At 58.6% G+C, this 26,035-nt stretch carries 22 protein-coding genes and 1 tRNA gene; 13 read left to right on the forward strand and 10 right to left on the reverse strand.

The genetic code is table 11. The annotated features are described in order from the left end of the window. Positions 1-259: 259 nt before the first annotated feature. Positions 260-1,327, reverse strand: a complete 1,068-nt coding sequence (qhpR, locus tag B3229_RS09870; protein WP_286870480.1) for an AraC-like transcriptional regulator QhpR — start codon at positions 1,325-1,327, stop codon at positions 260-262. A 138-nt stretch (positions 1,328-1,465) separates the two neighbouring features. Next, positions 1,466-2,470, reverse strand: a complete 1,005-nt coding sequence (locus tag B3229_RS09875) for a phosphotransferase enzyme family protein (protein WP_286870481.1) — start codon at positions 2,468-2,470, stop codon at positions 1,466-1,468. Between the two features lie 243 nt (positions 2,471-2,713). Here B3229_RS09875 and eat point away from each other — a divergent pair, with 243 nt between their 5' ends. Together eat and B3229_RS09885 are read left to right on the forward strand one after the other, a co-directional pair. Beyond that, on the forward strand, positions 2,714-4,078 hold the full coding sequence (eat, locus tag B3229_RS09880) for an ethanolamine permease (RefSeq protein ID WP_286870482.1): 1,365 nt from the start codon (positions 2,714-2,716) through the stop codon (positions 4,076-4,078). A gap of 63 nt (positions 4,079-4,141) precedes the next feature. After that, the gene (locus B3229_RS09885; RefSeq protein WP_286870483.1) at positions 4,142-5,482 is read left to right on the forward strand and encodes an aspartate aminotransferase family protein; all 1,341 of its coding nucleotides are present in this window, start codon (positions 4,142-4,144) and stop codon (positions 5,480-5,482) included. 78 nt (positions 5,483-5,560) lie between these two features. Here B3229_RS09885 and copM read toward each other — a convergent pair whose 3' ends face one another. Beyond that, positions 5,561-5,911 (reverse strand): CopM family metallochaperone, encoded by a 351-nt coding sequence (copM, locus tag B3229_RS09890; protein ID WP_286870484.1) that lies wholly within the window; start codon positions 5,909-5,911, stop codon positions 5,561-5,563. A 179-nt stretch (positions 5,912-6,090) separates the two neighbouring features. On the opposite strand from copM, the gene B3229_RS09895 reads away from it, so the two are divergent. Continuing rightward, complete coding sequence (locus tag B3229_RS09895; protein ID WP_286870485.1) at positions 6,091-7,224, forward strand: glutathione-independent formaldehyde dehydrogenase; 1,134 nt, start codon at positions 6,091-6,093, stop codon at positions 7,222-7,224. A gap of 170 nt (positions 7,225-7,394) precedes the next feature. Then, positions 7,395-7,823, forward strand: a complete 429-nt coding sequence (locus B3229_RS09900; protein WP_312060547.1) for a GFA family protein — start codon at positions 7,395-7,397, stop codon at positions 7,821-7,823. Between the two features lie 88 nt (positions 7,824-7,911). Here the strand turns inward: B3229_RS09900 and B3229_RS09905 are convergent, their stop codons facing one another. Then, on the reverse strand, positions 7,912-11,028 hold the full coding sequence (locus B3229_RS09905; protein WP_286870487.1) for a multidrug efflux RND transporter permease subunit: 3,117 nt from the start codon (positions 11,026-11,028) through the stop codon (positions 7,912-7,914). Positions 11,029-11,075: 47 nt separating this feature from the next. After that, positions 11,076-11,969: an ABC transporter six-transmembrane domain-containing protein gene (locus tag B3229_RS09910; protein ID WP_286870488.1), complete on the reverse strand. Its 894-nt coding sequence runs from the start codon at positions 11,967-11,969 to the stop codon at positions 11,076-11,078. Between the two features lie 99 nt (positions 11,970-12,068). Between B3229_RS09910 and B3229_RS09915 the strand changes: the two genes are divergently transcribed. Then, the gene (locus B3229_RS09915) at positions 12,069-12,644 is read left to right on the forward strand and encodes a TetR/AcrR family transcriptional regulator (protein WP_286870489.1); all 576 of its coding nucleotides are present in this window, start codon (positions 12,069-12,071) and stop codon (positions 12,642-12,644) included. Between the two features lie 64 nt (positions 12,645-12,708). On the opposite strand, the gene B3229_RS09920 is transcribed toward B3229_RS09915, so the two are convergent. Next, positions 12,709-14,628, reverse strand: coding sequence for a methyl-accepting chemotaxis protein (locus B3229_RS09920; RefSeq protein ID WP_286870490.1), 1,920 nt, complete (start codon positions 14,626-14,628; stop codon positions 12,709-12,711). 790 nt (positions 14,629-15,418) lie between these two features. After that, positions 15,419-15,495 (reverse strand) — tRNA-Arg (locus tag B3229_RS09925). A gap of 181 nt (positions 15,496-15,676) precedes the next feature. Between B3229_RS09925 and folD the strand changes: the two genes are divergently transcribed. Both folD and ybcJ read left to right on the forward strand, forming a co-directional pair. Further along, positions 15,677-16,543 carry a bifunctional methylenetetrahydrofolate dehydrogenase/methenyltetrahydrofolate cyclohydrolase FolD gene (gene folD, locus B3229_RS09930; protein ID WP_048781500.1) on the forward strand — a complete coding sequence of 289 codons (867 nt, stop codon included), beginning with the start codon at positions 15,677-15,679 and terminating at the stop codon, positions 16,541-16,543. Next, a complete protein-coding gene (gene ybcJ / locus B3229_RS09935; protein WP_048781499.1) occupies positions 16,543-16,755 on the forward strand; it encodes a ribosome-associated protein YbcJ in 213 nt (70 codons plus the stop codon). Before folD ends, ybcJ begins: the two co-directional genes overlap by 1 nt. Before the next feature lie 196 nt (positions 16,756-16,951). Here the strand turns inward: ybcJ and cysS are convergent, their stop codons facing one another. Beyond that, positions 16,952-18,337: a cysteine--tRNA ligase gene (cysS, locus tag B3229_RS09940; RefSeq protein WP_048781498.1), complete on the reverse strand. Its 1,386-nt coding sequence runs from the start codon at positions 18,335-18,337 to the stop codon at positions 16,952-16,954. 217 nt (positions 18,338-18,554) lie between these two features. Between cysS and ppiB the strand changes: the two genes are divergently transcribed. From ppiB to purK, 4 genes are all read left to right on the forward strand, one after another. After that, positions 18,555-19,049: a peptidylprolyl isomerase B gene (ppiB, locus tag B3229_RS09945; protein WP_033752889.1), complete on the forward strand. Its 495-nt coding sequence runs from the start codon at positions 18,555-18,557 to the stop codon at positions 19,047-19,049. Then, positions 19,049-19,765 (forward strand): UDP-2,3-diacylglucosamine diphosphatase, encoded by a 717-nt coding sequence (gene lpxH, locus B3229_RS09950; RefSeq protein WP_286870491.1) that lies wholly within the window; start codon positions 19,049-19,051, stop codon positions 19,763-19,765. The genes ppiB and lpxH overlap by 1 nt, the downstream gene beginning before the upstream one ends. A gap of 131 nt (positions 19,766-19,896) precedes the next feature. Beyond that, positions 19,897-20,406 carry a 5-(carboxyamino)imidazole ribonucleotide mutase gene (gene purE / locus B3229_RS09955; RefSeq protein WP_048781496.1) on the forward strand — a complete coding sequence of 170 codons (510 nt, stop codon included), beginning with the start codon at positions 19,897-19,899 and terminating at the stop codon, positions 20,404-20,406. Further along, positions 20,403-21,467 carry a 5-(carboxyamino)imidazole ribonucleotide synthase gene (purK, locus tag B3229_RS09960; protein ID WP_286870492.1) on the forward strand — a complete coding sequence of 355 codons (1,065 nt, stop codon included), beginning with the start codon at positions 20,403-20,405 and terminating at the stop codon, positions 21,465-21,467. The genes purE and purK overlap by 4 nt, the downstream gene beginning before the upstream one ends. Positions 21,468-21,512: 45 nt before the next feature. Here the strand turns inward: purK and ybbP are convergent, their stop codons facing one another. Together ybbP and ybbA are read right to left on the reverse strand one after the other, a co-directional pair. Beyond that, on the reverse strand, positions 21,513-23,930 hold the full coding sequence (gene ybbP, locus B3229_RS09965) for a putative ABC transporter permease subunit YbbP (protein WP_286870493.1): 2,418 nt from the start codon (positions 23,928-23,930) through the stop codon (positions 21,513-21,515). Continuing rightward, complete coding sequence (gene ybbA / locus B3229_RS09970) at positions 23,927-24,613, reverse strand: putative ABC transporter ATP-binding protein YbbA (protein WP_286870494.1); 687 nt, start codon at positions 24,611-24,613, stop codon at positions 23,927-23,929. The genes ybbP and ybbA overlap by 4 nt, the downstream gene beginning before the upstream one ends. Between ybbA and tesA the strand changes: the two genes are divergently transcribed. Together tesA and B3229_RS09980 are read left to right on the forward strand one after the other, a co-directional pair. Further along, entirely contained in the window at positions 24,581-25,207 is a 627-nt protein-coding gene (gene tesA, locus B3229_RS09975) for a multifunctional acyl-CoA thioesterase I/protease I/lysophospholipase L1 (protein ID WP_048784534.1), read from the forward strand. The two genes, ybbA and tesA, sit on opposite strands and share 33 nt — an antisense overlap. Before the next feature lie 32 nt (positions 25,208-25,239). After that, entirely contained in the window at positions 25,240-26,013 is a 774-nt protein-coding gene (locus B3229_RS09980; protein WP_286870495.1) for an SDR family oxidoreductase, read from the forward strand. Positions 26,014-26,035: the final 22 nt, after the last annotated feature.

Raw genomic sequence — 26,035 nt, forward strand, 5'->3', positions numbered from 1 at the left:
TCTGGTTCGCCGGGCATATCTGAATAGATAACTTTCTCTTCAGCACAGGCTTTGCGTATTTAGGATTATTTTAAATGATGAGAATTTTCAGGCGGGAATTATCTATTTTTGCGGGTAGAAAACATTTATTGCTAAATTTTTTCGTCGTAAATGTGAATATGTTCTCTAATCCGAGCCCATTTTTTGCGCGCGCTTCTGTCTGTTTAAGCGCTATTTTTATCCCCATATAGCTTTACCGGCTGGCTATGAGGGGGCATAGTCAAAGAAAAACGTTACTTTGCGATTTACGACAGTCGCGCGGACTGCAGCCAAACCAGCGCCGGAACGCGCGGGAGAAGGCGCTGACCTCAGAATAGCCCAGTAACAGCGCCATTTCTGACACCGACAGATGGTGTTGCTTCAGATAGTGGGTCGCCATTTCCTTGCGCACGCTGTCGACCAGGGCGGAAAAACAGGTCTGCTCATCGCGCAGCCGCCGCTGTAACGACCAGGCGGATAATCCCTGTTTCTCGGCGATCATTTCCAGCGAGGGTTCGCCGCTCAGTAACTGAAGATGGATGTCGATGCGGGTTTGATTAACGGTGTCCTGATTGACCGCTGGCGGGCTGAGCCGACGGATCGCATCCTGCATTACCAGCAGCAGCATGGGGTCGTGATCCGGCATTTTGCGGTTCAGATCCGCTTTGGCCACGATCATCGAGTTAAAGGGCTGGTCGAAATAAACCGGCGCATCGAAGACTTTACAGTGTTCATGCCAGTGTTCAGGGCGCGGATGCTCAAAGTGGACTTCGCGCGGCGCCCAGTGTCGTCCTGCCGCGTGGCGAATCAGGTTAAGAAACATACCTAACGTTAACTCAGCATCCTGCCGGCGCAGCAGAATCGCGCCGTGACGCACCTGATAATCGAGTTGCCAGCAATCATTGTGCTCAGTCAGACGGATACAGGTGTTGTGCTGATGCCAGGGAAACGCATTTACGACGTTGCGCAGCGCCTGTTCCAGCGTGGCCGAACATAAGCCGATATAGCCGATCAGTCCCAGCGATTGCGGGCGGAACTGATGGCCATACTGCAAACCAAAATTGTCCACGCCCGCCTGACTGGCGGCTTCCTCCAGCACCCGACAGTAATTCACCAGATCCAGACTCAGCGTCGGGCAGGCGAGCGTATCAGGATCGATGCCGCTGATACCAAAAATGCGGTCCACATCGCCGCCCTGAGCGTTAATGAAATCACCCAGTCCTGTCGCGGCGGCCGACAGGACGCCACGGTGCTGGCTTCCTGCGCTGGACAAGGCTGTAAGCGCCACCTCTGGAAATCTGCTGGTCATGATGTTTTCCGCCTGAAACTGAACATCTGTTATTTCTGCAAAAAACATACCAGCCGTCGGCCGCGTGATAACAGCGACTTAGCGCCGCCTCAGAATAGATTGCACTGCAATCACCCATTCAGGCACCGTCGGAGTGCGCTAAACGCCAATCGGCAAACGGGCGCCTTCGAGGTAGCGATGGCACAGGCGCACCGTGTCGCCGGCCCAGCCGCTGCCCAGGCTGCGGGCCATCTCCGTTTCGCTGTGGGAGGCCACCCAGGCCGTCAGCTGGATGCGGCGCTGAATCAGCAGAGACGGGATCATTGCCAGCTCCTCATCGCTGACGTGCGCCACCTGCTCATAGCCGTTTAACCAGTTTTCCACCCACTGCGGGGCGCTGGGATGATGCTCGACAAAGCTGATGGCAGCGGCAAGATCGTGCAGGTACCAGCCCATGCCGCAGTCATCAAAATCAATGACCCGCGTTTCGCCTTTGTGAACCAGCAGATTCGTCAGCCGCAGGTCGGCGTGGATCAGGCCATAGCGATCGGGCGACTGACCAAATGCCGCCATCTCGCGGCTCACATGGGCCAGCGTCTCTTCAACGGCCGCGTGTTGCGACCGCGCCAGGCCAGCGACATCCCGCCAGTCGCCCCAGTGGCCAGTGGGAGACACCATGGTGTGATGATCCCAGACGAGACGGCGAAAGCCCTGCGGCTTTTGCCAGCGCCGGCTGTGGTGGTGTAGCTGCGCGGTGATGCGGCCTAGCTGGCGAAATGCCTCCGGATCGACCGCATCGGTAAGCATATCGCCCTCTATCCAGTGAAACAGCACGGCATAACGTTCGCCGCCATCAGGCAGGGGAAGCGTCTGAATCCGGTTGCCCTGCCCGTCACTGACGGCAACCGGCACAGAGATCCCGGCGGCCTGAAGGGCGTCCAGCCAGTGAAGCTCGCTTTGAATATCCGGCTTAGCGTGGTAGTCGCCCCGATGAATACGCAACGCATAGCGGCCCTGCGGCGTGCTGACAGACAGGGTCGCGTTCTCGGAACGGCACAGCAGTTTGGCCTCAGCGTGCAGACAGGCGGGATAGGCCTGCAATGCCTGATGGGCAAGCTGAAGAATGGCGTCGTTACTCAAGGTGTCATATTGCTTAATGCTCATGTCTGGCTCCCTCTCTCTGCGTGTGGCTTCAGCATGGCGCTGAACCTTCCCCGCACGCTTGACAGGAGAGCAGGCAAAAATTGACTTCAGCAGAGTAACGACGGCCTGAGCTGGGGCGACTTGACCCCAGCCGACGAGTTTCTGTTTTCTGCGGTCAAGTTTTTCTGTTAGCGCTGTGTCCATCATCTACCCGTCAGCTTTTAAGGCATCGCTTTTCACTTTACGCAGACGGGGAACGCAGTGATGAAAGAGAAACTGAAACCCACCCTGGGCACCCTGCAACTCTGGGGTATCGCCGTGGGTCTGGTTATATCGGGCGAGTATTTTGGCTGGAGTTATGGCTGGGGCGCTGCGGGTACCCTGGGCTTTCTGGTCACGACGCTGTTTGTCGCCGCCATGTACACCTGTTTTATCTTCAGCTTTACCGAACTGACGACCGCCATTCCACAGGCAGGCGGGCCGTTTGCTTACAGCCGTCGCGCCTTCGGCGATACCGGTGGGTTGATTGCGGGCATCGCCACCTTAATCGAGTTTGTATTCGCGCCCCCGGCCATCGCCATGGCGATAGGCGCCTACCTCAACGTGCAGTTTCCGGAAGTGAACCCCAAACTTATCGCGGTCTGCGCCTACCTGATCTTTATGGGCCTCAACATCATCGGGGTCAGCATCGCGGCAACCTTTGAGCTGCTGGTCACGTTGCTGGCGGTGATTGAACTGCTGGTGTTTATGGGCGTGGTGGCGCCCGGCTTCAGCCTGACGAACTTTGTGGCTCACGGCTGGGCGGGACAGGAGACATTTTCGCTGGCCTCGGTCTCCGGCATATTTGCCGCTATTCCTTTTGCCATCTGGTTTTTCCTCGCCATCGAAGGCGTCGCGATGGCGGCCGAAGAGGCAAAAGATCCGCGTCGCACCATTCCCCGCGCCTATATCAGCGGCATTTTAACGCTGGTGGTGCTGGCGGTTGGCGTCATGGTGTTTGCGGGCGGCGCAGGCGACTGGCGCACCCTCTCCGGCATCAACGATCCGCTGCCGCAGGCGATGAAAATGCTGGTAGGCAACGATTCGCGCTGGATGCATATGCTGGTATGGATTGGGCTGTTTGGTCTGATCGCCAGTTTCCACGGCATTATCATGGGCTATTCTCGCCAGTTCTTTGCGCTGGCGCGGGAAGGCTATTTGCCGCCGTCGCTGGCGAAGCTGTCGCGCTTTAACACGCCGCACCGCGCGATTCTGGCGGGCGGCGCGGTCGGCATCCTTGCAATTTTCTCTGACGGCGTCAGCTTTCAGGGCATGAGCCTGACCGCCGCGATGATCACCATGTCGGTGTTTGGCGCCATCGTCATGTACATCATGAGCATGCTGAGCCTGTTTAAACTACGCCGCACCGATCCGACGCTGGCGCGCAGCTATCGCGCGCCGGGTTACCCGGTGATCCCTGGCATCGCCCTGTGTGGATCGGTGATTTGTCTGATTGCGATGCTGTGGTTTAACCCGCAGATCGGCGCGCTGTTTGTCGGCTTTATGGTGACAGGCTATCTCTATTTCCTGACCACCCATTCCCGCCGCGGCGCCATCGCGCAGACCTCTGTTGCCGCAGAAGCCGACTAACGCCTCTATAAGCCCTGCTGCGCGTAGCCTGCGGCAGGGCAGCACAAAGACCAAGGAGTCACGATGACGGTACGTTCAACCATAATGGATACCAACAGCTTTCGTGCTGAACACGCGGAAACGCTGGCGCCGGACATTCGACAGCTGACCGACAAGCGCAGCCGGGTGCTGGGCGAGTCCTATCGGCTGTTTTACCGCAACCCGGTGCATCTGGTGCGCGGACAGGGCCAGTATCTGTGGGATAAGGCGGGCAATCAGTATCTGGATATGTACAACAACGTGGCCAGTATTGGTCACTGTCATCCGGCAGTCGTGGAAGCGGTGCATCAACAGATGATGCAGCTGAATACGCATACGCGTTATCTGCACGAGTCGATCCTGGCATACAGCGATCGTATTCTGGCCACCCTGCCCGCGGAAATCGATCGCGCCATGTATATGTGTACTGGCTCCGAAGCGAACGATCTGGCAATCCGCATTGCCCAGTGCTGGAGCGGCGGCACCGGGATCATCGTATCCAGAGAGGCTTATCACGGCACCAGCGCGCTTACCTCCGGCGTCTCGCCCGCGCTGGGCAGCGGCCAGCCGCTTTCACCGCATACCCGCCTGGTGGCGCCGCCCGACTTTTATCGCGTTCAGACGACGGATCAGGGCGCATGGTTCGCGCGGGAAATTCAGCAGCAGATCGACGATATGGCCGCGCACGGCATTAAGTTTGCCGGTTTCCTGGCCGATTCGATCTTCTCGTCAGACGGCGTGTTACCCGGCCAGCCAGGCTTTTTAAAACAGGCGATTGATGTCGTGCATCAGAACGGCGGAATTTTTATCGCCGACGAAGTGCAGCCAGGTTTTGCCCGCACCGGCGAGGCGTTTTGGGGCTTTGCCCGACACGGCGTGGTGCCCGATGTGGTCACCACCGGCAAACCTATGGGGAACGGCATTCCGGTGTCGGGGCTAATGGCGAAAGCGCCGGTGATGGCGGCGTTTAGCGATGCGCTGCCCTACTTTAATACCTTTGGCGGCAATCCGGTCTCCATGGCGGCGGCCCATGCGGTGATGGATGTCATTGAGCAGGAAGCGCTTCAGGCGCACAGCCTGAAAACCGGCGCGGCGCTGCTGGCGGCTCTGCAATCGCTGCAGGCGGCTTACCCCTGCATCGGCGAAGTGCGTGGCGCAGGGCTGTTTATCGGGTTTGAACTGGTGAAAGACAGGGAAAGCAAGCAGCCTGACAAGCGTCTGGCGCTCGACCTGGTGGAGGCGCTACGCGAAGAGTTTGTGCTGACCTCCGTCGCCGGGCCCTACGGCAACGTGCTGAAAATTCGCCCGCCGCTCTGTTTCCAGACGCACGATATCGACTGGGTGGTCAGCGCGATGGATCGCTGTCTGAGGAAATTACAGGGGTGAACTTAACCTCGTTTTACCGTCCGCTATGCGCGCATAGCGGACTTATTTGTTAATGAGACAAAGCCGGCTATTAGTCAGCTATTTCTTCAGCCATTTTTCCAGCTGTTCAATCTCAGCTTTTTGCGCTTTGATGACATCTTCGGCCATTTTTCTCATCTCAGGATCTTTTCCATATTTCAGCTCTGTTTCAGCCATGGCTATCGCCCCTTTATGATGCTCAGCCATGCCTTTTGCGAATGCCCGGTCAGCATCCTGCTCCTTCATTGCCTGCATCATGCCATGATGCATATTTTGCATGCCCGACATGTACTCTTTTGACGCCGGAGAGAGAGGCATGGCCTGCGTCATGTTCATGGCCGGCTTTTGTGCCATAGCCGCAGCCGGCAGTAAAAACAGCATAGAAATCAGTAGGGTACGTAAATTTTTCATGGCTTACTCCTTCTTAGCGCCAGAGGTCTTGAGGGTTGGCCGGGAGATCCAGCTTATGCGGATAAGAACTATCCCGATCGCCGCGTTATCAATCGCGTTATCGGTCATGGCAGCTAAGCTTAGTCGACACTCACTCGGCCGGGCAGCCGTTCCTTTCCGGACGCAAGCAGGAGAAGATCATGAAAGCAGTTATTTACAACGGTCCCTATGATGTAAAAGTAAAAGAGGTGCCGGATGCGAAAATCGTCCGCCCCACAGATGTCCTTGTCCGCATTACCACCACCAACATCTGTGGCTCTGATTTGCACATGTATGAGGGCCGGACCAGCTTTGAGCAGGGCCGTATTTTAGGGCACGAAAACCTGGGCGAGGTGGTTGAAATTGGCTCAGGGGTTGAGCGCGTCAAGGTCGGAGACTACGTCTGTCTGCCGTTCAACATCGGATGCGGTTTTTGCGAGAATTGTGAGAAAGGTTTGACGGGCTTCTGCCTTACTGCCAATCCGGGGACCGCGGGCGCAGCTTATGGGTTTGCTGAAATGGGTGCCTGGGAAGGCGGTCAGGCGGAGCTGCTTCGGGTCCCCTTCGCGGACTTTAACTGCCTCGTGCTCCCGCCTGACGCAGTAGAAAAAGAAGATGATTATGTGATGCTCTCTGACATCTTTCCTACCGGTTGGCACGCAACAGAACTCGCAGGATTAAAGCCAGGCGAAAGCGTAGCGATTTACGGCGCGGGGCCGGTGGGCCTGATGGCTGCCCATTCAGCCATCATAAAAGGTGCTTCACAGGTGTTTGTGGTGGATACACACAAAGACCGTTTGACTCTGGCAGAGAAAATGGGGGCGACGGCCATCAATGCGACCGGCGATGAAGCCGTACAAAGAATTCTCGACCTGACGGACGGACGTGGCACCGATTGCGGCTGTGAGTGTGTGGGCTACCAGTGCTGTAACAAACATGGCCATGAAGACAATTCGATTACGATGAACAGTCTTGTGGCGTCAACCAAAGCAACAGGGGGAATTGGTGTAGTTGGCGTATTTATTCCTCAGGATCCGGGAGCGGCATCAGACCTCGCCAAACAAGGTAAAATGCCTTTTGATTTCGGAAGCTTTTGGTTTAAAGGACAGGCAATACGTACCGGGCAGGCAAACGTCAAAGCCTATAACCGTCAACTGGCCCGTCTAATCCATCAGGGAAAAGCCAGCCCGGGCGACATCATCTCACACCGCCTTTCGCTTGAAGAGGCGCCTACGGGATATAAACATTTTGACGATCGCGACGAAGGATGGACAAAGGTTATCCTTAAGCCTTAACTGAGGTTGGCCAGTAAAAAAATAACATCTGAAATGTGGATGTCGGCAGGATACCCTTGCGTATCCTGTCATCGTGCGACTCTTCCTCCGTCAGGCAATTACCGATGCAGTACTGCTGCAGCCGCTATTGTCTGTTGCAGTTTATATGGCTGTGCCAGGATGGTTTTGAAATGAATGGATCGTGTTTATGTGGAACAGTCGTATTTGAACTAGCTGAAAAGCCTGCCCTGTTTTATCGTTGCCATTGCTCGCTTTGCAGAAAGCAGAGCGGCGTCGGCTACAATCTTGCCACGCTGGTAAAAAGCGCAGGATTCCGGTGGATTAACGGCGAGAACGGCATTGTTTCATGGTCAAAGCCGACAGGCTACCGGACAGATTTTTGCAGCCTGTGCGGCTCGACGGTGCCTAACCCCTTACGCGGCGAGCCTTATGTCTGGATTCCCGTTGGCCTACTGGATGACCGGCTTGAAATGCAATGCGCAGGAGACTTCTGTACTGATGATGCCATGCCCTGGGATAAGACGCGTTCGCATCAATGCCACTCCGGACCTGTCGACTCGCTGGCGTCACTTTTAAAGTGCCTGAAACTCACTTCCTGAAGGTTCGCGACGGCAATCAAGCGGACGTTCCGTGCATTTTTAAGTAAAGAGTAATCTCAGGGCAGCAATAACTGCCCTGAGCCGTTCATCAGGCTTTATTAACTCTTTTTAGCGCGCGACTCAGCCTTTGCACTCCAGAAGTAACAATGACAAAAAACGCCGGCACGAAGAAGATGGCCAGCAGCGTGCCGCTGATCATCCCGCCAAAAACGCCTGTGCCAATGGCATTCTGGGTGCTTTTACTGGCGCCGCTCGCCAGCATCAGCGGCACCACGCCAAGGGTAAAAGCCAGCGACGTCATGATAATGGGGCGCAGGCGTAACCGGGCGGCCTCTCTGGCGGCCTCAGCTAGCGGTTTACCCTGCGCATAAAGCTGCCGGGCAAACTCTACGATCAGGATGGCGTTTTTGGTGGAAAGTCCGATGAGCGTAATCATGCCGACCTTGAAAAAAACGTCATTAGACATCCCCGCGATAAACACCGCCAGCAGCGCGCCAGCCATACCCAGCGGAACGACAAGGATGACTGAAAGCGGCACGGACCAGCTCTCATACAGCGCGGCAAGCACCAGGAAGACAACAAGCACGGATAAGGCTATCAGCAAGGGCATTTGCGCCGCCGTGCTGCGCTCCTGCAGCGAGGCGCCGGTCCACTCGGCGAAATAGCCTGTCGGCAATGATGCCGCGAGTTTATTCATCTCAGCCATCGCCGCGCCGCTGGCGTAACCGTCGCCGGGGCTGCCAGCGATTTTAATGGCGGGATAGCCCTGATAACGATTGAGCTGCTGCGGCGACTGCGACCAGGTTGCCGTGACAAAGGCCGACAGCGGTACCATCTCGCCCGAAGCATTCCTGACGTAGAGCTTGAGTAAATCCGCCAGCTGCATGCGGTAGGCGGAATCCGCCTGCACAATAACCTGCTGCACACGCCCGTTATCCACGTAGTCATTCACGTAATTTGAGCCGATGGCGGCTGACAGCATCTGATTAATGTCGTCAAAGCTGACGCCCATCGCCTGCGCTTTTTCCCTGTCCACCTCAAGCGCGGCGCTTACGCCCTCGGGCAACCCCTCAATGTAGACATCTCTCACTACGCCGCTCTGGTTGGCCTTTTCCGTCAGCGCTGTGGCCGCCTGCAACAAGGCGGCATAGCCGTGACCGGCGCGATCCTCGAGGTAAAGGTTAAAACCTGATGACGTCCCCATGTCGGAGATGGCAGGCGGCATCAGGCTCATTACCGTGGCGGCAGCGTCGTTGCTCATTGTGGTCTGAACAAATTCCGCTTCGCCATCCGCGGTTGCGCCCTGGCGTTCTCCCCAGTCCTTCAGCGTGGTAAAGGCCATTGCGGTGTTCGGGCCGGAGCCGGAAAAACCAAAGCCGAAAATAGAGATATTGCTGGCAATGCCGGGCCTTTCCATAATCGCTTTTTCAAGCCGATCGACCACATAGCGGGTTCTTTCCTGCGTGGCGTCTGACGGCAGCTGGATCGACGTCATAAAGTAGCCCTGATCCTCATCGGGAATAAACGATGAAGGCAGCGCCGACCAGGCGGCAAAAATCATCGCGCACAGCGTCGCGTAAATCAGCATGACGCGGCCGCTGCGGCGCAGCGTGGCGTGCAATCCTCGCTCATAGCGGGCCGTCAGGGCATTGAAGCGGCGGTTAAACCAGCCTGCAAAGCCCCTCTTCTCCTCGCCGTGCTGCGCAATCGGCTTCAGCAGCGAAGCGCACAGCGCGGGAGTCATGGTCAGCGCAAGGAAAGCTGAGAACAGAATGGAAACGGCCATGGAGAGCGTGAACTGGCGATAGATGACGCCGACCGAGCCGGTAGCGAACCCCATTGGGATAAACACCGCGGTCAGCACCAGCGTAATGCCGATAATCGCCGGCGTGATCTCGCGCATCGCCTCACGTGTCGCCTCTTTCGGCGACAGACCTTTTTCCGCCATCAGGCGCTCAACGCTCTCCACCACCACAATCGCATCGTCCACGATGATGCCGATGGCCAGCACCATGCCGAACATGGTCAGCACATTAATGGAAAAACCGCTCACCAGCATCACGGTAAAGGTGCCGAGCAGCGCCACCGGCGCAACAATCGCCGGAATAAAGGTGTAGCGCAGATTTTGCAGAAACAGCAGCATCACCAGGAAAACCAGCACCATGGCTTCAATAAAGGTGTGTATGACTTTCTCAATCGAGAGCTTCACAAAAGGCGCGGTATCAAACGGCACCGAGAACGCCATACCCTGCGGCAGCACCGTTGAAAGCTCATTCAGTCGTGAACGCACGCCTTCAGCGGTGCTGACGGCATTGGCGCCGGGCATCAGCTGAATCGCTGCGGCCGTGGCGGCGTGTCCATTTTCGCGAATAGCGAACGCGTAGCTTTGCAGCCCCTGCTCCACGCGCGCCACGTCAGTCAGCCGGACGCGCGAGCCGTTACTCAGCGCCTTAAGCGTAATGTTGCGGAAATCCTCCACCGAACTGAGCTGTCCGCGCACCGTGAGCGGGTAAGTAACGGATTGTCCGGGCTGCGCCGGTTCATCGCCGATTCTGCCGGGCGAGACCTGTGCGTTTTGCTGGCTCAGGGCGGTAGTGACGTCGCTGACCGACAGCTTATAGTTGAACAGTTTGATTGGATCCAGCCATATGCGCATCGCTTTCTCCGCGCCGAACAGCTGAACTTTGCCGACGCCCGGCACGCGCCGCAGCTCCTCAGAAACGTTACGCGCAAAATAGTCGCTCAGGTCCTGCTCGCTGTACTGCCCCGTGGGCGAACGCAGCCCGACAATCATCAGAAAGCCTGAGTTGGCCGCCTCTACGTTCAGCCCGTTCTGGCGGACGGTTTGCGGCAGACGCGGTTCAACCACCTTGATTTTGTTCTGCACATCAACCTGAGCGAGCCTGATGTCCGTGCCGGGTTTAAAGGTCACCGTGATGCTGGCCGTGCCAGAGGTATCGCTTGAAGACTCGAAGTAGAGCATGTCGTCGACGCTGGAGATCTCTCTTTCGATCAGCGAGATAACCGACTCATTCATGGTTTCCGGCGTGGCGCCCGGATAGGTTACCGTAATGCTGACGCTCGGCGGCGCCACCGACGGATACTGCGCCACAGGCAGCTGCGGAATGGCAATGAGGCCTGCCAGGACAATAAACAGGGCGATAACCCAGGCAAAAACAGGCCTTTCAATAAAGAATTGCGGCATCGGTATATCCGGTGGTTAAGCGGCAGGAGGTCATTCTTGCGTCTGGCTCAGATGTGCCCGGTGTTGACGCGGCGGCCGATATCTTTGAGCTGGCAGTACTTTTCCAGCAGCTGCGGGCCGTCATCCAGGCTCATGGCGAACATCCACATATAGGTCATCACCGAATAGATATGTCCGGCGTCGCGAACGCCGTTTAGCGTCATGTAGATAATGGTCATGGCGAACAGCAGCGCAGTCACGCCCCCAATGGCCAGATATCCCATGGCTTCACGATCGGAAAGGCGGATACGCAAGCCGGCCAGCACGCCGTAATGCTTCGTCAGCGCAGGCGCTGTGGCGGTGCTGACAAAGCCCACCTCTTTTTCCAGCCGGTTATTCAGACGCACAAACAGCGCTTCGTTTTTACGCGTAAAGCCGGGCAGAAAGCCGCCAAAGAAAACCAGGATGGCGATGCAGGCGATGCCGGTCCAGAACTCAATAGCCAGTAGCATCACAGCGGCTCCCGTAATCGACGCGACGGAAGTGATAAGCACCGGCAGATGCTTCTCGAAAAAATCGACGAATTCGCGCGACAGCGTGACGCGCGCCGCAATAGTCGATGCGCCCTGATTTTCGCTGCGCTGCGTCAGGATCACCGGTACCGCCAGCTCGGCGTAAATACGGGCAAAAGTGCGGGTATCTACGCTGCGGCGCGCGGCGCCAATCGCCCACATGATAAATACCATGCCCGCATATAACATAGCGTGTAGCGCCCGTCCCGAAAGCATGGCGTTGATGGCAAATCCCGCCAGCAGCGGGTAGAGCAGATACATGACGTTCTCGGCAATGACCAGCAAAAAAGTGAGCAGCAGTTTTTTACGATGCCGGCGACCTAACATTTTCAGCGTCTGGAGGGCGCTGCGAGCAGGCGCAGGTGCTGCTGGCGTTTTGAATATTTGCATGTTTAACTTCTGATTAAGATGTTCTTGAGCGGTTGCTCAAGACTGAAGCGAGTCTATTTGAGCAGTTGCTCAATGTCAATGCAGGGAAATATCGAACCTATGCCAGCAGAAAACCTTCGGACTAAAATCCTCGACGGAGCGATAGCGCTTTTTATCGATAAAGGCATCGATAACGTGACAACCCGGGAGCTTACCGAGCATGTCGGTATCTCGCGTAGCCATATCTATCACTATTTCCGCGACTGGCGTTCGCTCAGGCTGGAGGCGGTTGAGCGTTTCATGCAGGCCGATCTTGATGCTTTTAAAGAGACTATTGCCGGTTTCGCGCCTGATGCCGCGCTTGATGCTTTTATCACCAGTTTGCCTGCCACCCAGGATGCGGACTGGCAGCTGTACAATGCGGTCTGGACGCAGGCCCAGCACGATCCGGCCTATGCCGATTTGGCCATGAGCAACATGTACAGATGGTTTAGCCTTTTAGAAGCGCTGATTGAGACGGGCCTAAGCCAGGGACTTTACCGGCAGGTCGATGTGGCGCGCACCGCCCGCATGATAGGCGGCGCGGTGAATGGCTATGCCGATATTCTTAGCGTAAACCCCACAGCAGCGGGCTATCAGCAAGCGAAAGAGGATTTACGCTATTTGGTTAAGCAGCTTTTAAGCGTTGCTGAGTGAATAATGGGCATTCCCTGGGCAGTATTGCCGTTCTGCGCCCCTCTTCCCGAGGGGCAATGATCAATCAAAAGGTTACCCAGTCATTCTCAGCAGACGTAGCGGATGCCGGCACCTTATGACTGGTTCTGTTATCCGGCACTTTCTGATGCATCGTCGGCGTGGATGACGGCAGCCGAAAGACGGAGACGGTTTTTTCCAGCCCAAGCGCCTGCTCTTCAAGACTGCTGGCCGCAGCTGAAGACTCCTCCACCAGCGCTGCATTCTGCTGTGTCGTGGTATCCATTTCCGTCATCGCCTGAGCAATCTGGGTAATTCCTCGGTTCTGCTCATCCGATGCCGCGGCGATCTCGCCCATGATATCCCTGACCTGCGAAACGGATCGGACGATATCTTGCATCGTATCCCCGGCGCGATTAACCAGTTCAGTCCCGCCGTTGACCCGCTCCAGTGATTCCCGGATTAACGTTTCAATCTCTTTTGCAGCCAGAGAACTCCGCTGTGCCAGACTCCTCACCTCGCCGGCAACCACTGCGAATCCACGGCCCTGTTCTCCCGCCCGGGCCGCCTCAACAGCCGCGTTCAGTGCGAGAATATTGGTTTGAAAGGCTATGCCGTTTATCACGGTGATTATCTCGCCGATTTTTCCAGAACTCTGGCTGATGCCGCCCATCGTGGTAATGACGTCCCTGATGATTTCTCCGCCCCGCCCGGCATTATGCGAAGCCTCCGTTGCCAGCCGGCTGGCATGATGCGCGTTTTCGGCATTCTGTTTTACCGTCGAAGTCAGCTCTTCCATACTGGCTGCGGTTTCAACGACGGCTGCGGATTGCTGCTCTGTTCGCGATGACAAATCGATATTGCCTGCGGCAATTTCCGAGGATGCACGCGCCACGCCGTTTACGCCGTCACGCACGCGCGAAATGATGGTGCGAAGGCTCAGATTCATGGTGTTGACCGCTGTCATTAGCTGCCCAAGCTCATCAGAGCGCGTGCTGGCTATTTCCGACGTCAAATCGCCTTCCGCAATACGTTGCGCGGAAGAGAGGGTTTCTTTAAGGGGCCGAGTGATACTGCGGGTCATCTGCCATGCAACCAGAAGGCTAAGCACAATGCAGGCGATAGTGGTAAAACCAATCTGCCAGAGTGCCGTCTGAATATACCTGCCGGCCATTTCTGACTGATAAAGCGTTAAATCTGTCATCGTTTTATTCAGCGTAACTGCGGCCCCGGTCATCTCGTCTGAAGCCAGTTTTTCTAAATGTGCCTGCTGTAGATATTTTTGCAACAGATCGGGCATGGCTGCGCTTTTCTGTTGTAGGGCTGTCAATAACTCGCTGAGTAAAGCATCATCAGAGGTGCCAGCCGTTGCCATGAGCGACTGAATCTCATCAAATTGTCTGATAAGGGTATTCAACAACGCTTCATCTGGCTTTGTCAGATAATCTCGTAATGTCAAAGAAAGAGAATCAATTTTCGATTTCAGTGCAAAAAGCGCCGCCGCTGTTTCAGATGATACAAAAGAGACACGTGAGCTGAGCTGCTCTGCGAATGAAGGAAAGGCCATCGCGGTGAGTTCTGTTAACGCGCTGTCGGTGTTGTTCGTCGCGGCAAGAAAGCTCGCTCGTTTATCCTGATACTGTTTCAGATTTTGTTCGAGCCGAATGACTTTTGCCGTGCCTTCGGCAGACCATACGTGCTCTTCCAGATTATCTTTCAATACGGTCAGCTTATTCATCGCCATCCCGTTAAGCTCAAAATACCTTTTATCCCTGGTATATTGAAACAGCGTCCGATTGAGCCTGGCGTCACTAAGCGTATTGGCCATATTCACGATAATGTCACGTTTAGCCGAGTTTTCCTGAATGCTAAAAAAACAGCGGAACGCAAGCAGCGCAATGATGACAGAGGCGAAGATAACTAATGCAAAACCCAGCGTTAGTTTGCCGCCTATTTTTAAATTTGGGAAAATTTTCATGACTTTCATTGATGCAGCCCCTGTTTGGCAGTTTTCCCAGTGGCGAAAAGCCCTGCTGGATATCTGCTTTATCGGGAAAGCAGCCATAAAATTTATATTAATTTTGCGACATAGCTCATCCATCTGCATTAAAATTGACAACGATCACTTTTTTCCCGCTAAAAATTAGAGGCAGAACATTAAGGGTTCTAACTATTGCCTGTGCAAAGATAACCATAAAAAAGAAATAACGTGCGCCTACTCTCCGCTTCCCCAGACGTCAGAAACAGGAAATGAATAGAGTGAATTTGAATCTGCCCATGGCATTTATGCGCTTCGCTTAAAGCGATAATGACAGGCCGTTTCGACCCCGGAATCTTTTTCTTTACTCTTCGAATAGCAGAACAGGCGTCCTGTTCATTTGCAAACAAAGTATGCGCCGAAATATCGGCTTCAAGAGATTAAAACATAGAAAGCCCTCTTCCGCCCTAAAGTAAATAATAAAAGTGACGTTAACTGTAATAGCCTCACCAGGGTAAGTTTAAAATTAAAAAGTACTTTGCCCTCTTCGTGAGGGCTTTACTCGTTGCTATGGCCGAAAGTTTAAACACAGCGCAGCTTCTGGAAAAAATAACCTCTGCACACTGATGGTCGCTGTAGAGTAATACAACGACCCGCCAGGGAATAACCGTATGTCGAGCCGCACTCTTTACAACGACGTGTCGCCATAGAGGGACGGCATATCGACAAACCCGCATCAGACGCCGATTTCTTTTTTATATATTTTGAAGCATTCACGAAGGAGTGAAAGAAGAGAAAATGGCACGCCCTACAGGATTCGAACCTGTGACCTACGGCTTAGAAGGCCGGTGCTCTATCCAGCTGAGCTAAGGGCGCACGGGGATGGCGAGGATTATACGGCGAGACCTCAACGAGTCAACGATTTTGGCCGCTGCCGCAATGCGTATGCCGAAGAATCAGACAACGGGCGGCGATTCAGAACCTGACAGCGCGCCGCGCTTCTGACAGAATAGGCGCCTTTCCCCGATTCAACACAACACAGTGGATTTCCTCTCTGATGGCAGCAAAAATTATTGACGGTAAAACGATTGCGCAGCAGGTGCGCCTTGAGGTTGCGGAAAAAGTAAAGCAGCGCCTGGCGGCCGGTAAACGCGCGCCGGGTCTCGCGGTCGTGCTGGTGGGTGAAAACCCCGCTTCGCAGATCTATGTTGGCAGCAAACGCCGCGCCTGCGAAGAGGTCGGCTTCGTGTCGCGCTCTTACGATCTGCCGGCGACCACCAGCGAAGCCGATCTGCTGCAGCTGATTGACGATCTCAATGACGATCGGGAGATTGACGGCATCCTGGTGCAGCTGCCGCTGCCGGCCGGCATCGACAACGTCAAAGTACTGGAACGCATCACGCCCGATAAAGACGTCGACGGCTTCCATCCCTACAACGTCGGCCGTCTCTGCCAGCGCGCGCCGACGCTGCGTCCCTGCACGCCGCGCGGCATCGTGACGCTGCTGGAGCGCTACAATATCGACACCTACGGCCTGAACGCCGTGGTGGTCGGCGCCTCTAATATCGTGGGCCGTCCGATGAGCATGGAGCTGCTGCTGGCGGGCTGCACCACCACCGTGACTCACCGCTTCACTAAAGATCTGCGTCACCACGTCGAGCATGCCGATCTGCTGGTGGTCGCCGTCGGCAAGCCGGGCTTTATTCCCGGCGACTGGATTAAACCGGGCGCGGTGGTAATCGATGTCGGCATCAACCGACTGGAGAGCGGCAAAGTGGTCGGCGACGTCGATTTCGACGCGGCCTCGGCGCGCGCGTCGTACATCACGCCGGTGCCGGGCGGCGTAGGTCCGATGACCGTTGCCACGCTGATCGAAAACACGCTGCACGCGTGCGAAACTTATCACGACAAAGAGGAAGCATAATGGCGACTTTTAGCCTGGGTAAACACCCACACGTCGACCTGTGCGATCTGCTGAAGCTGGAAGGCTGGGTAGAGAGCGGCGCGCAGGCGAAAATCGTTATCGCCGACGGCGAAGTAACGGTTGACGGCGCGGTGGAAACCCGCAAGCGCTGCAAAATTGTTGCCGGACAGACCGTCGCGTTCGCCGGACAGCGCATCACCGTTACCGCCTGACGGCGGCGACAAGCGGGAGTCTGGCGTCAAGGCCAGGCGTCCCGCCTCGCCCTACTCCTCTGCCATACGCGTCTCGTCCTGCTACATTCTGAACACCGTACTCGTCCACCCGCGATGCCGCAAAAGCCAGCCTTAGCAGCAGGCACAGGCTATCCGCTAAGGCATAAAAAAGGGCGCCTGAGCGCCCTTTCCGGTGTTACTTACGACGCCAGGTCGAGCCCTGCGGCCCGTCTTCCACAATCACGCCCAGCTCGTTGAGCTTGTCGCGTGCGATATCGGCCTGCGCCCAGTTTTTCTCTCTGCGCGCGTCGGCGCGGGCCTGCACCCAGCGCTCAATCTCGGCGACGTCGTCGGCGTTGGCCTGCGCGCCGCTCTGCAGGAACAGCTCGGGATCCTGTTGCAGAATGCCCAGCACGTTGGCGATCTCGCGCAGCTTCGCCGCCAGCGCACTGGCCGCGTCGTTGTTTTCGCCTTTCAGACGATTGACCTCGCGCGCCATATCGAACAGCACCGAGTAAGCTTCCGGCGTGTTGAAGTCGTCGTCCATCGCCGCGCGGAAGCGCGCGTCAAACTCTTCGCCGCCCGCCGGCGCGACGTTGCGATCGGTGTGGCGCAGCGCGGTATAGAGGCGCTCCAGCGCCGCGCGCGCCTGGTTAAGGTTCTCTTCACCGTAGTTAAGCTGGCTGCGGTAGTGGCCCGACATCAGGAAGTAGCGCACCGTTTCAGCGTCATAGTGCTGCAGCACGTCGCGCACGGTGAAGAAGTTGCCGAGCGATTTCGACATCTTCTCGCGATCCACCATCACCATGCCGGAATGCATCCAGTAGTTAACGTAGGGGCCGTCATGGGCGCAGGTCGACTGGGCGATCTCGTTTTCATGGTGCGGGAACATCAGATCCGAGCCGCCGCCGTGAATGTCGAAGTGCGCGCCGAGCTGTTTGCAGTTCATCGCCGAGCACTCGATATGCCAGCCGGGACGGCCGTTGCCCCAGGGTGAAGGCCAGGCGGGCTCGTCCGCTTTCGACATTTTCCACAGCACGAAATCCATCGGATTGCGCTTCACTTCGGCCACTTCCACGCGCGCGCCCGCCTGCAGCTGCTCCAGATCCTGACGCGACAGCGCGCCGTAATCGGCATCGCTCGGCACGTCGAACATCACGTCGCCGTTGTCGGCGACATAGGCGTGGCCTCGTTCGATTAGACGCTCCACCAGCTCGATAATCTCGGCAATGTGGCGCGTGGCGCGCGGCTCCTGATCCGGCGGCAGAATGCCCAGCGCGGCGAAATCCTTGTGCATCTCGCCAATCATGCGGTTGGTGAGGGTTTCGATGCTTTCGCCGTTTTCATTGGCGCGTCGAATGATCTTATCGTCGATATCGGTAATGTTGCGCACGTAGTTCAGACGATAGCCGCTGTAGCGCAGGTAGCGGGCAACCACGTCGAACGCCACGAAGGTGCGCCCATGGCCGATATGACAGAGGTCGTACACCGTGATACCGCACACGTACATGCCGATTTCACCAGCATGGATAGGTTTGAATTCCTCTTTCTGTCGACTCAGGGTGTTATAAATCTTTAGCATTGAACAGTTCCGTTTAGACGAGTGCGGTAAACATTTTTATCAGGTTATTCAGTTATTGTGCCGTATTTTTCGCGCTTGCGCGACGGCAGCGTGCCGAGAGCGCCGCGGGCGTGCTGACGCGTCATTGGAATTTATGATATAAGAGGCGTCGACAAAAATGGCCAGCGCGCTTTGCGGCGGCCAGACAGCTGACGACAACCTTTACAGGACGAGAATGATGGTTACTTTCCAGACCAACCACGGCGACATCGTAATTAAAACCTTCGACGATAAAGCCCCCGCTACCGTGCAAAACTTCCTCGAATACTGCCGTGAAGGTTTTTACGACAACACCATTTTCCATCGTGTTATCAACGGCTTTATGATCCAGGGCGGCGGTTTTGAGCCGGGCATGAAGCAGAAAGAGACCAAAGCTGAAATTCGCAACGAAGCGAACAACGGCCTGAAAAACACCCGCGGCACCCTGGCGATGGCGCGCACCTCCGCTCCGCATTCCGCTACCGCGCAGTTCTTTATCAACGTTGCCGACAACGACTTCCTGAACTTCCGCGACGAAAGCCTGCAGGGCTGGGGTTATTGCGTGTTCGCAGAAGTTGTGGAAGGCATGGACGTGGTCGACAAAATCAAAGCGGTTTCTACCGGCCGCAGCGGCATGCACCAGGACGTACCGAAAGATGACGTCGTCATCCAGAAAGTTACCGTCAGCGAGTAATGTCGCGCACCCTGTTTATCGCAGATTTGCATCTGTGTCAGGAAGAACCGGCGATCACCGCCGGTTTTCTGCGTTTTCTGGCGCGTGAAGCGCCGCGCTGCGACGCGCTTTATATCCTTGGCGATCTGTTTGAAGCCTGGATCGGCGATGACGATCCCAACCCGCTGCACCAGCAGGTCGCCGACGCGCTGCGCGCGCTGCCGGTACCGGTCTACTTTATTCACGGCAACCGCGATTTCCTGCTCGGCAAGGCTTACGGCCGCGCCAGCGGTATGACGCTGCTGCCGGAAGAGCAGGTGCTGACCTGCTACGGCCATCGCGTGCTGATCCTGCACGGCGATACGCTCTGCACCGACGATGCGGGCTATCAGCGCTTTCGCGCCAAAGTGCATCAGCGCTGGCTGCAACGTCTCTTTCTCGCCCTGCCGCTGTTTATTCGCCAGCGCATCGCCGCGCGCATGCGCGACGGCAGCAAACAGGCGAACCAGCATAAGTCGCTCACCATTATGGACGTCAACGCCGATGCGGTTGAGGCGGCGATGCTGCGCCAGCAGACGCGCCTGATGATCCACGGCCACACTCATCGTCCGGCGATCCATCGCTTCAGGTTGCAGGGAGAGCCTGCCGAGCGCGCAGTGTTAGGCGCGTGGCACGAGCGCGGCTCGATGATCCAGCTCGATGCCAGCGGCATCAGCCTTATCGAATTCGACTTTTAAAACGGCGCTCAACGTGCCGGAAAGGCAGCGACGCAACCGTTTTCCTTCCGCCTTTCTCATGCTATTCTCTGTGCCCTTCTTTACCTGCCCGACCGGCCAGGTTCGTTTGTTTATTCACAGGAGTTGACCGCATGTCATCCAACGCCGCCCCGGCCCGCATTGCTATTGTAATGGGCTCCAGAAGTGACTGGTCCACCATGCAGTTCGCTGCGGAAATTCTCACCAGCCTGGACGTGCCCTTCCACGTTGAAGTGGTCTCCGCGCACCGCACCCCGGACAAGCTGTTCAGCTTCGCCGAAACGGCCGCCGATAATGGCTATCAGGTGATTATCGCGGGCGCGGGCGGCGCGGCGCATCTGCCGGGCATGCTGGCGGCGAAAACCCTGGTGCCGGTGCTGGGCGTGCCGGTGCAGAGCGCAGCGCTGAGCGGCGTCGACAGCCTCTACTCTATCGTGCAGATGCCGCGCGGTATTCCGGTCGGCACTCTGGCGATCGGCAAAGCGGGCGCGGCCAACGCCGCGCTGCTGGCGGCGCAGATCCTGGCGATCCACGACGCGGCGCTGGCCACGCGCCTCGGCGACTGGCGCCAGGCGCAGACCGACGAGGTGCTGAATAACCCGGATCCGCGGGAGGACGCATGAAGCCGGTTTGCGTACTGGGCAACGGTCAGCTGGGCCGTATGCTGCGCCAGGCGGGCGAGCCGCTGGGCATCGCCGTCTACCCGGTCGGCCTCGACGCCGAACCGGACGCCCTGCCGATTGCGCAGAGCGTGATCACTGCCGAAATCGAGCGCTGGCCGGAAACCGCGCTGACGCGCGAGCTGGCGGTGCATCCCGCCTTTGTGAACCGCGATATTTTTCCGCGTCTGGCGGATCGTCTGACGCAGAAGCAGCTGCTCGATCAGCTGCATCTCGCCACCGCGCCCTGGCAGCTGCTGGCCGACAAAAGCGAATGGCCGCAGGTGTTCGCCTCGCTGGGCGAGCTGGCGATCGTCAAGCGCCGCACCGGCGGCTATGACGGCCGCGGCCAGTGGCGGCTGCGTGCGGATGAAACCGATACGCTGCCGGATGAGTGCTACGGCGAGTGCATCGTCGAACAGGGCATTAATTTTTCCGGCGAGGTGTCGCTGGTGGGCGCGCGCGGTCAGGATGGCCGCACCGTGTTCTACCCGCTGACCCACAACCTGCATCAGGAGGGCATTCTGCGCACCAGCCTCGCCTTCCCGCAGGCGGACGCCGCGCAGCAGGCGCAGGCGGAAGCGATGCTCGGCGCCATTATGCAGGAGCTGAACTATGTCGGCGTGATGGCTATGGAGTGCTTCGTCACGCCGGAAGGGCTGCTGATTAACGAGCTGGCGCCGCGCGTGCACAACAGCGGGCACTGGACGCAGAACGGCGCCTCTATCAGCCAGTTCGAGCTGCATCTGCGCGCCGTGCTGGGCCTGGCGCTGCCGCAGCCGGTGGTGTTCGCGCCGTCAGTGATGGTCAATCTGATCGGCACCGCGCTGAACAGCGACTGGCTGCAGCAGCCGCTGGTGCATTTGCACTGGTATGACAAAGAGGTGCGCCCGGGCCGCAAGGTCGGGCACCTCAACCTGACCGACAGCGACAGCGCACGGCTGACCGCGGCGCTAGCGGCGCTGGCGCCGATGCTGCCGCCGGAGTACGCCAGCGGCATCGCCTGGGCCGTCGCGAAGTTCTGATTAGCCAGCGCTAAAGCCTACAAGCGGGCCCCAGGCCCGCTTTTTTTATGCCGACTCCGCGTGCCGGAACAGCGCCTTGCCGCGCAGCAGCCGCCCCCCCAGCCAGCCGCCGCACAGCGAGAGCAGCAGCGCGCCGCCCAGCGGCAGCGCCAGCCACAGCGTCCAGTCAGGCTGCCACGGGAAGTCGAAGATTTTGCGCTGCAGCGCCCAGAGCGCCGCTTCCGCCCCCAGCGCCGCCGCCACGCCAGAGACCACCCCGAGCAGCGCGAACTCGCACCACAGCGTCCCACGCAGCAATCTTTTGCTGGCGCCCAGCGTGCGGCAAACCACCAGCTCCTGGCGCCGCTGATGCATCCCGACCTGAATCTGCGCCAGCAGCAGCAGCACGCCGCAGAAGGTCACCAGCACCACCATAATCTCCAGCGCCTGACTCACCTGCGTCAGCACCAGGCCGATCTGCCGCATAATACTGCCGATATCGAGCAGGCTCAGCGTCGGAAAGGCGCGGTTTAGCTGCGCCAGCAGCGCCGGATCGTTATTCAGCCTGAAGCTGGTCAGCCAGGTCTGCGGCTGCGCATCCAGCGCGCCGGGCGGAAAGATAAAAAAGAAGTTAGGCCGCAGGCTCTCCCAGTCGACCTTGCGCAGGCTGGTAATTTTTGCGCTAAAGGTCTGGGTATCGCCGGTAAAGGTCAGCGTATCGCCCAGCTTCACCCCCAGACGGCCGGCGAGTTCCGCCTCCATCGACACTTCGCCCGGCTGCGGCGGCCAGCTGCCCGCCGTCAGCGGATTGTGATCGGGCCGCTCGCCCATCCACGTCAGGTTCAGCTCGCGGTTCAGGGCATTATCCAGCTTCGGATCGGCCTCTTTGCTGTTTAGATCGGTCAGACGCGCCCGCGCCACGGGATAGAAGGTTTCCGGCTTAACCTGATGTGAGGCGAGGAAAGCGCGCACCTGCGGCACCTGATCCTCGGTCATATTGAGCAGAAAATAGTTTGGGCTGTCCGGCGGCAGCTGCTGCTGCCAGCGGTCCAGCAGATCGCCGCGCATCATCAGCAGCAGCGCCAGCAGCATAAAAGAGAGCGAAAACGCCGCCAGCTGGCTCAGCGTCATGCCCGGCTGACGCAGCAGACGGTTGATCGCCAGCCGCAGCGCCAGGCTGCGCACCACCAGCCGCCGCAGCAGCAACAGCGTGCCCCAGCCCAGCAGCGCCAGCACGCCCGCCAGCGCCGCCACGCCCGCCAGCAGCGCCCACAGCATCTTGCTGCCGCCCACCAGCAGCGCCAGCAGCGCAATCACCACCACGCCCATCGCCGGGATATAGCGCTTCAGCGGCCAGATGTCGGCCACCGCGTCGCGACGCAGCACGCGCAGCGGCTGGGTCGCCAGCAGCAGTCGATAGGGGCGCAGCCCTACCAGCAGCGAGATCGCGAACAGCGAGCCGATCGCCCAGAGCCACGGCCAGCCGCTGGCGGGCGGCAGGGTCGCGGGCAGCACCGGCTTCAGCATCTGCATCAGCAGCGCCTCGACGCCCAGGCCGAGCGCTCCGCCGCACAGCGCCGCCAGCAGCAGCACCGCCAGCCACTGGCCGACGATAAGCCGACGCAGCGCGCCCCGCGTCGCCCCTAGCGTTTTCAGCACCGCCACCAGATCGTAACGGCTGCGGCAGTAATGGCTCATCGCCACCGCCACGGCGGCGATGGCCAGCATCAGGGTCAGCAAGGCGGAGAGCAGCAAAAACTGCTGCGCGCGCTGCATCGATCGCCCCAGCGCGTCTTCGGAATTCTCTACGCTGATCCAGCGCTGATCCGCCTTCAGCTGCGGCTGGATCCAGCGATCGTAGCGCGCCAGCTGCTGCGGCTCGCCGGCGAATTTATAACGCCAGGTCAGGCGGCTGCCCGGCTGGATCGCGCCGGTCTTCTGCGCGTCGTCGAGGTTGATTAGCAGGCGCGGCGCCATCTGAAAGGGATTAAAGCCGCCGTCCGGCTCCTGAATCACCTCGCCCGCGATGCGCAGGCTGGCGTCGCCGACATCCAGCCTGTCGCCCACCTTGAGGTTAAGCAGCGCCATCAGCCGCGGCGCAGCCAGCGCCGTGCCGGGTGCGGGTTTCAGGCCCGGCGGATCGGTCTGCAGATCGCCGAACATCGGATAGCGGTTATCGACCGCCTTGACCGCCGCCAGCTGCGGCGTCTCGCCGGCGAAAGTCATGGTCATAAAGCTGAGCTGCCCGCTGACGCTTAACCCCTCTTCCCGCGCTTTCGCCAGCCAGGCGTCCGGCACCGCCGCGCTGCTGCGCAGCGTGCGGTCGCCCGCCATAAAGTCGCGGCTCTGCTGGCTGAGCCCTTTCTCCATGCGGTCGCCGATGGCGCCCAGCGCCAGCACGCAGGCCACCGACAGCGTCAGCGCCACCCAGACAATCAGCAGCGAGGGCGAGCGCCACTCGCGCCAGAACCAGCGCCAGATCATCGCTCCTCCCACACTTTGCCGTCGCGCAGCCGCAGGCGGCGGTCGCAGCGCGCCGCCAGCTGTTCGTCATGCGTCACCAGAATCAGCGTGGTGGCGTAGTCGCGGTTGAGCGAGAAAAGCAGATCGGCGATGCGGTCGCCGGTTTTCCGGTCCAGATTGCCGGTAGGCTCATCGGCGAACAGCAGGCCGGGCTGCCCGCTAAAGGCGCGCGCCAGCGCCACGCGCTGCTGTTCGCCGCCGGAGAGCTGCGCGGGCAGATGCGTCAGGCGCTCGCCCAGCCCCAGCTGGGTTAATAGCTCGCGCGCCTGCTCGCGGCTTCGGCGGTCGCTCTCGCCGCGCAGCAGCGCGGGCAGCTGCACGTTCTCCAGCGCGTTCAGCGTGGGTACCAGCATAAAAGACTGAAAAACAAAGCCGACCTGCGTCGCCCGCAGCGCGGCGCGCTGCTCTTCGTCGAGCTGGTGCAGCGGCTGTCCCAGCAGCCTGACCTCGCCGCTGCTGCCGTCGTCGAGGCCCGCCAGAATGCCCAGCAGCGTCGATTTGCCGGAGCCGGACTCGCCGATCAGCGCGATGGTTTCGGCCCGTTTGACAATGAAGTCAACTCCGGTAAGGATGGACAACTGGTGTTCCCCCTGACCGACGGACTTTGTAAGATGATGAACTTCAAGAATGTTTTCCGCTGGCATTACTCTTTCCTGTTTTTTGTTCTTCTGCTGGCATCGCATCTGGCCGTTGCGAACACCCTGTTAGTGTTAGGCGACAGCCTGAGCGCCGGCTATCGCATGTCGGCCAACGCCGCCTGGCCGAGCCTGCTGAACAACAGCTGGCAGCAGCAGCCCAAAGTGGTCAACGCCAGCATCAGCGGCGACACCGCTGCGCAGGGTCTTGCTCGCCTGCCGGCGCTATTAAAACAGCATCAGCCGCAGTGGGTGTTAATCGAACTGGGCGGTAACGACGGCCTGCGCGGTTTTCCGCCGCAGGCTATCGAGCAGGATCTGCGTAAAATCATCGACGACGTAAAGGCGGCGAACGCCGAGCCGCTGCTGATGCAGGTGCGTCTGCCCGCCAATTACGGGCGGCGTTATACGGAAGCGTTCAGCGGGATCTATCCCAGACTGGCACAGCAGTACAACATTCCTCTGGTGCCCTTTTTTATGGAGCAGGTTTATCTGAAACCTGAATGGATGCAGCAGGACGGCATCCACCCGAACCCCGATGCGCAGCCCTTTATCGCCGAGCTGATGGCGAAAGAACTGGCTCCTTTAGTTAAGCATGAGTAACCTGCGGCGACGCGCTTTTTATGGGTAAAGATATGCAAAAAACCGTTGTAATTACCGGCTGTTCCAGCGGTATCGGTCTGGTGGCCGCGCAGGATCTGCTGGCGCGCGGCTACCGCGTGATCGCCGCCTGCCGCAAGCCCGAGGATGTCGAGCGGATGCGCGCGCAGGGCTTTGTCGCCGTCGCGCTCGATCTCGATGACGCGGCGAGCATCGATCGCGCCGCCGATGAAATTCTGGCGCTGACGGCGCATCGACTGTTCGCGCTGTTCAACAACGGCGGCTTCGGCCTCTACGGCCCGCTGCGCACGCTGTCGCGCCAGCAGCTGGAGCAGCAGTTCTCCACCAACTTCTTTGGCGCCCATCAGCTGACGATGCGGCTGCTGCCCGCGCTGGAAGCGCACGGCGACGCGCGCATCGTCAACACCAGCTCCGTGCTCGGGCTGATCTCCACGCCGGGCCGCGGCGCCTACGCCGCCAGCAAATATGCGCTGGAGGCCTGGAGCGACGCGCTGCGCCTTGAGCTGCGCCGCAGCGGCGTGCGCGTCAGCCTGATCGAGCCGGGCCCGATTCATACTCGTTTCACCGACAACGTAACCCAGGGCGAGCCGGACCAGCCGGTGCGCAATCCCGGCATCGCCGCGCGCTTTACCCTGCCGCCGGAGGCGATTCTGCCGAAGCTGCGGCACGCGCTGGAGAGCCCGCGTCCGCGCCTGCGCTATCCGGTGACGCTGGTCGCACATGCGATGAGCATCCTGAAAAGAGTGCTGCCGGGCTGGATGCTGGATCGCATTTTAAGCAGCCGCTGAGAATTCATCTTGAAGCGGGCCT

It is taken from the genome of Pantoea sp. UBA5035 (assembly GCF_002415245.1).
GTDB classification, from domain to species: domain Bacteria; phylum Pseudomonadota; class Gammaproteobacteria; order Enterobacterales; family Enterobacteriaceae; genus Pantoea; species Pantoea septica.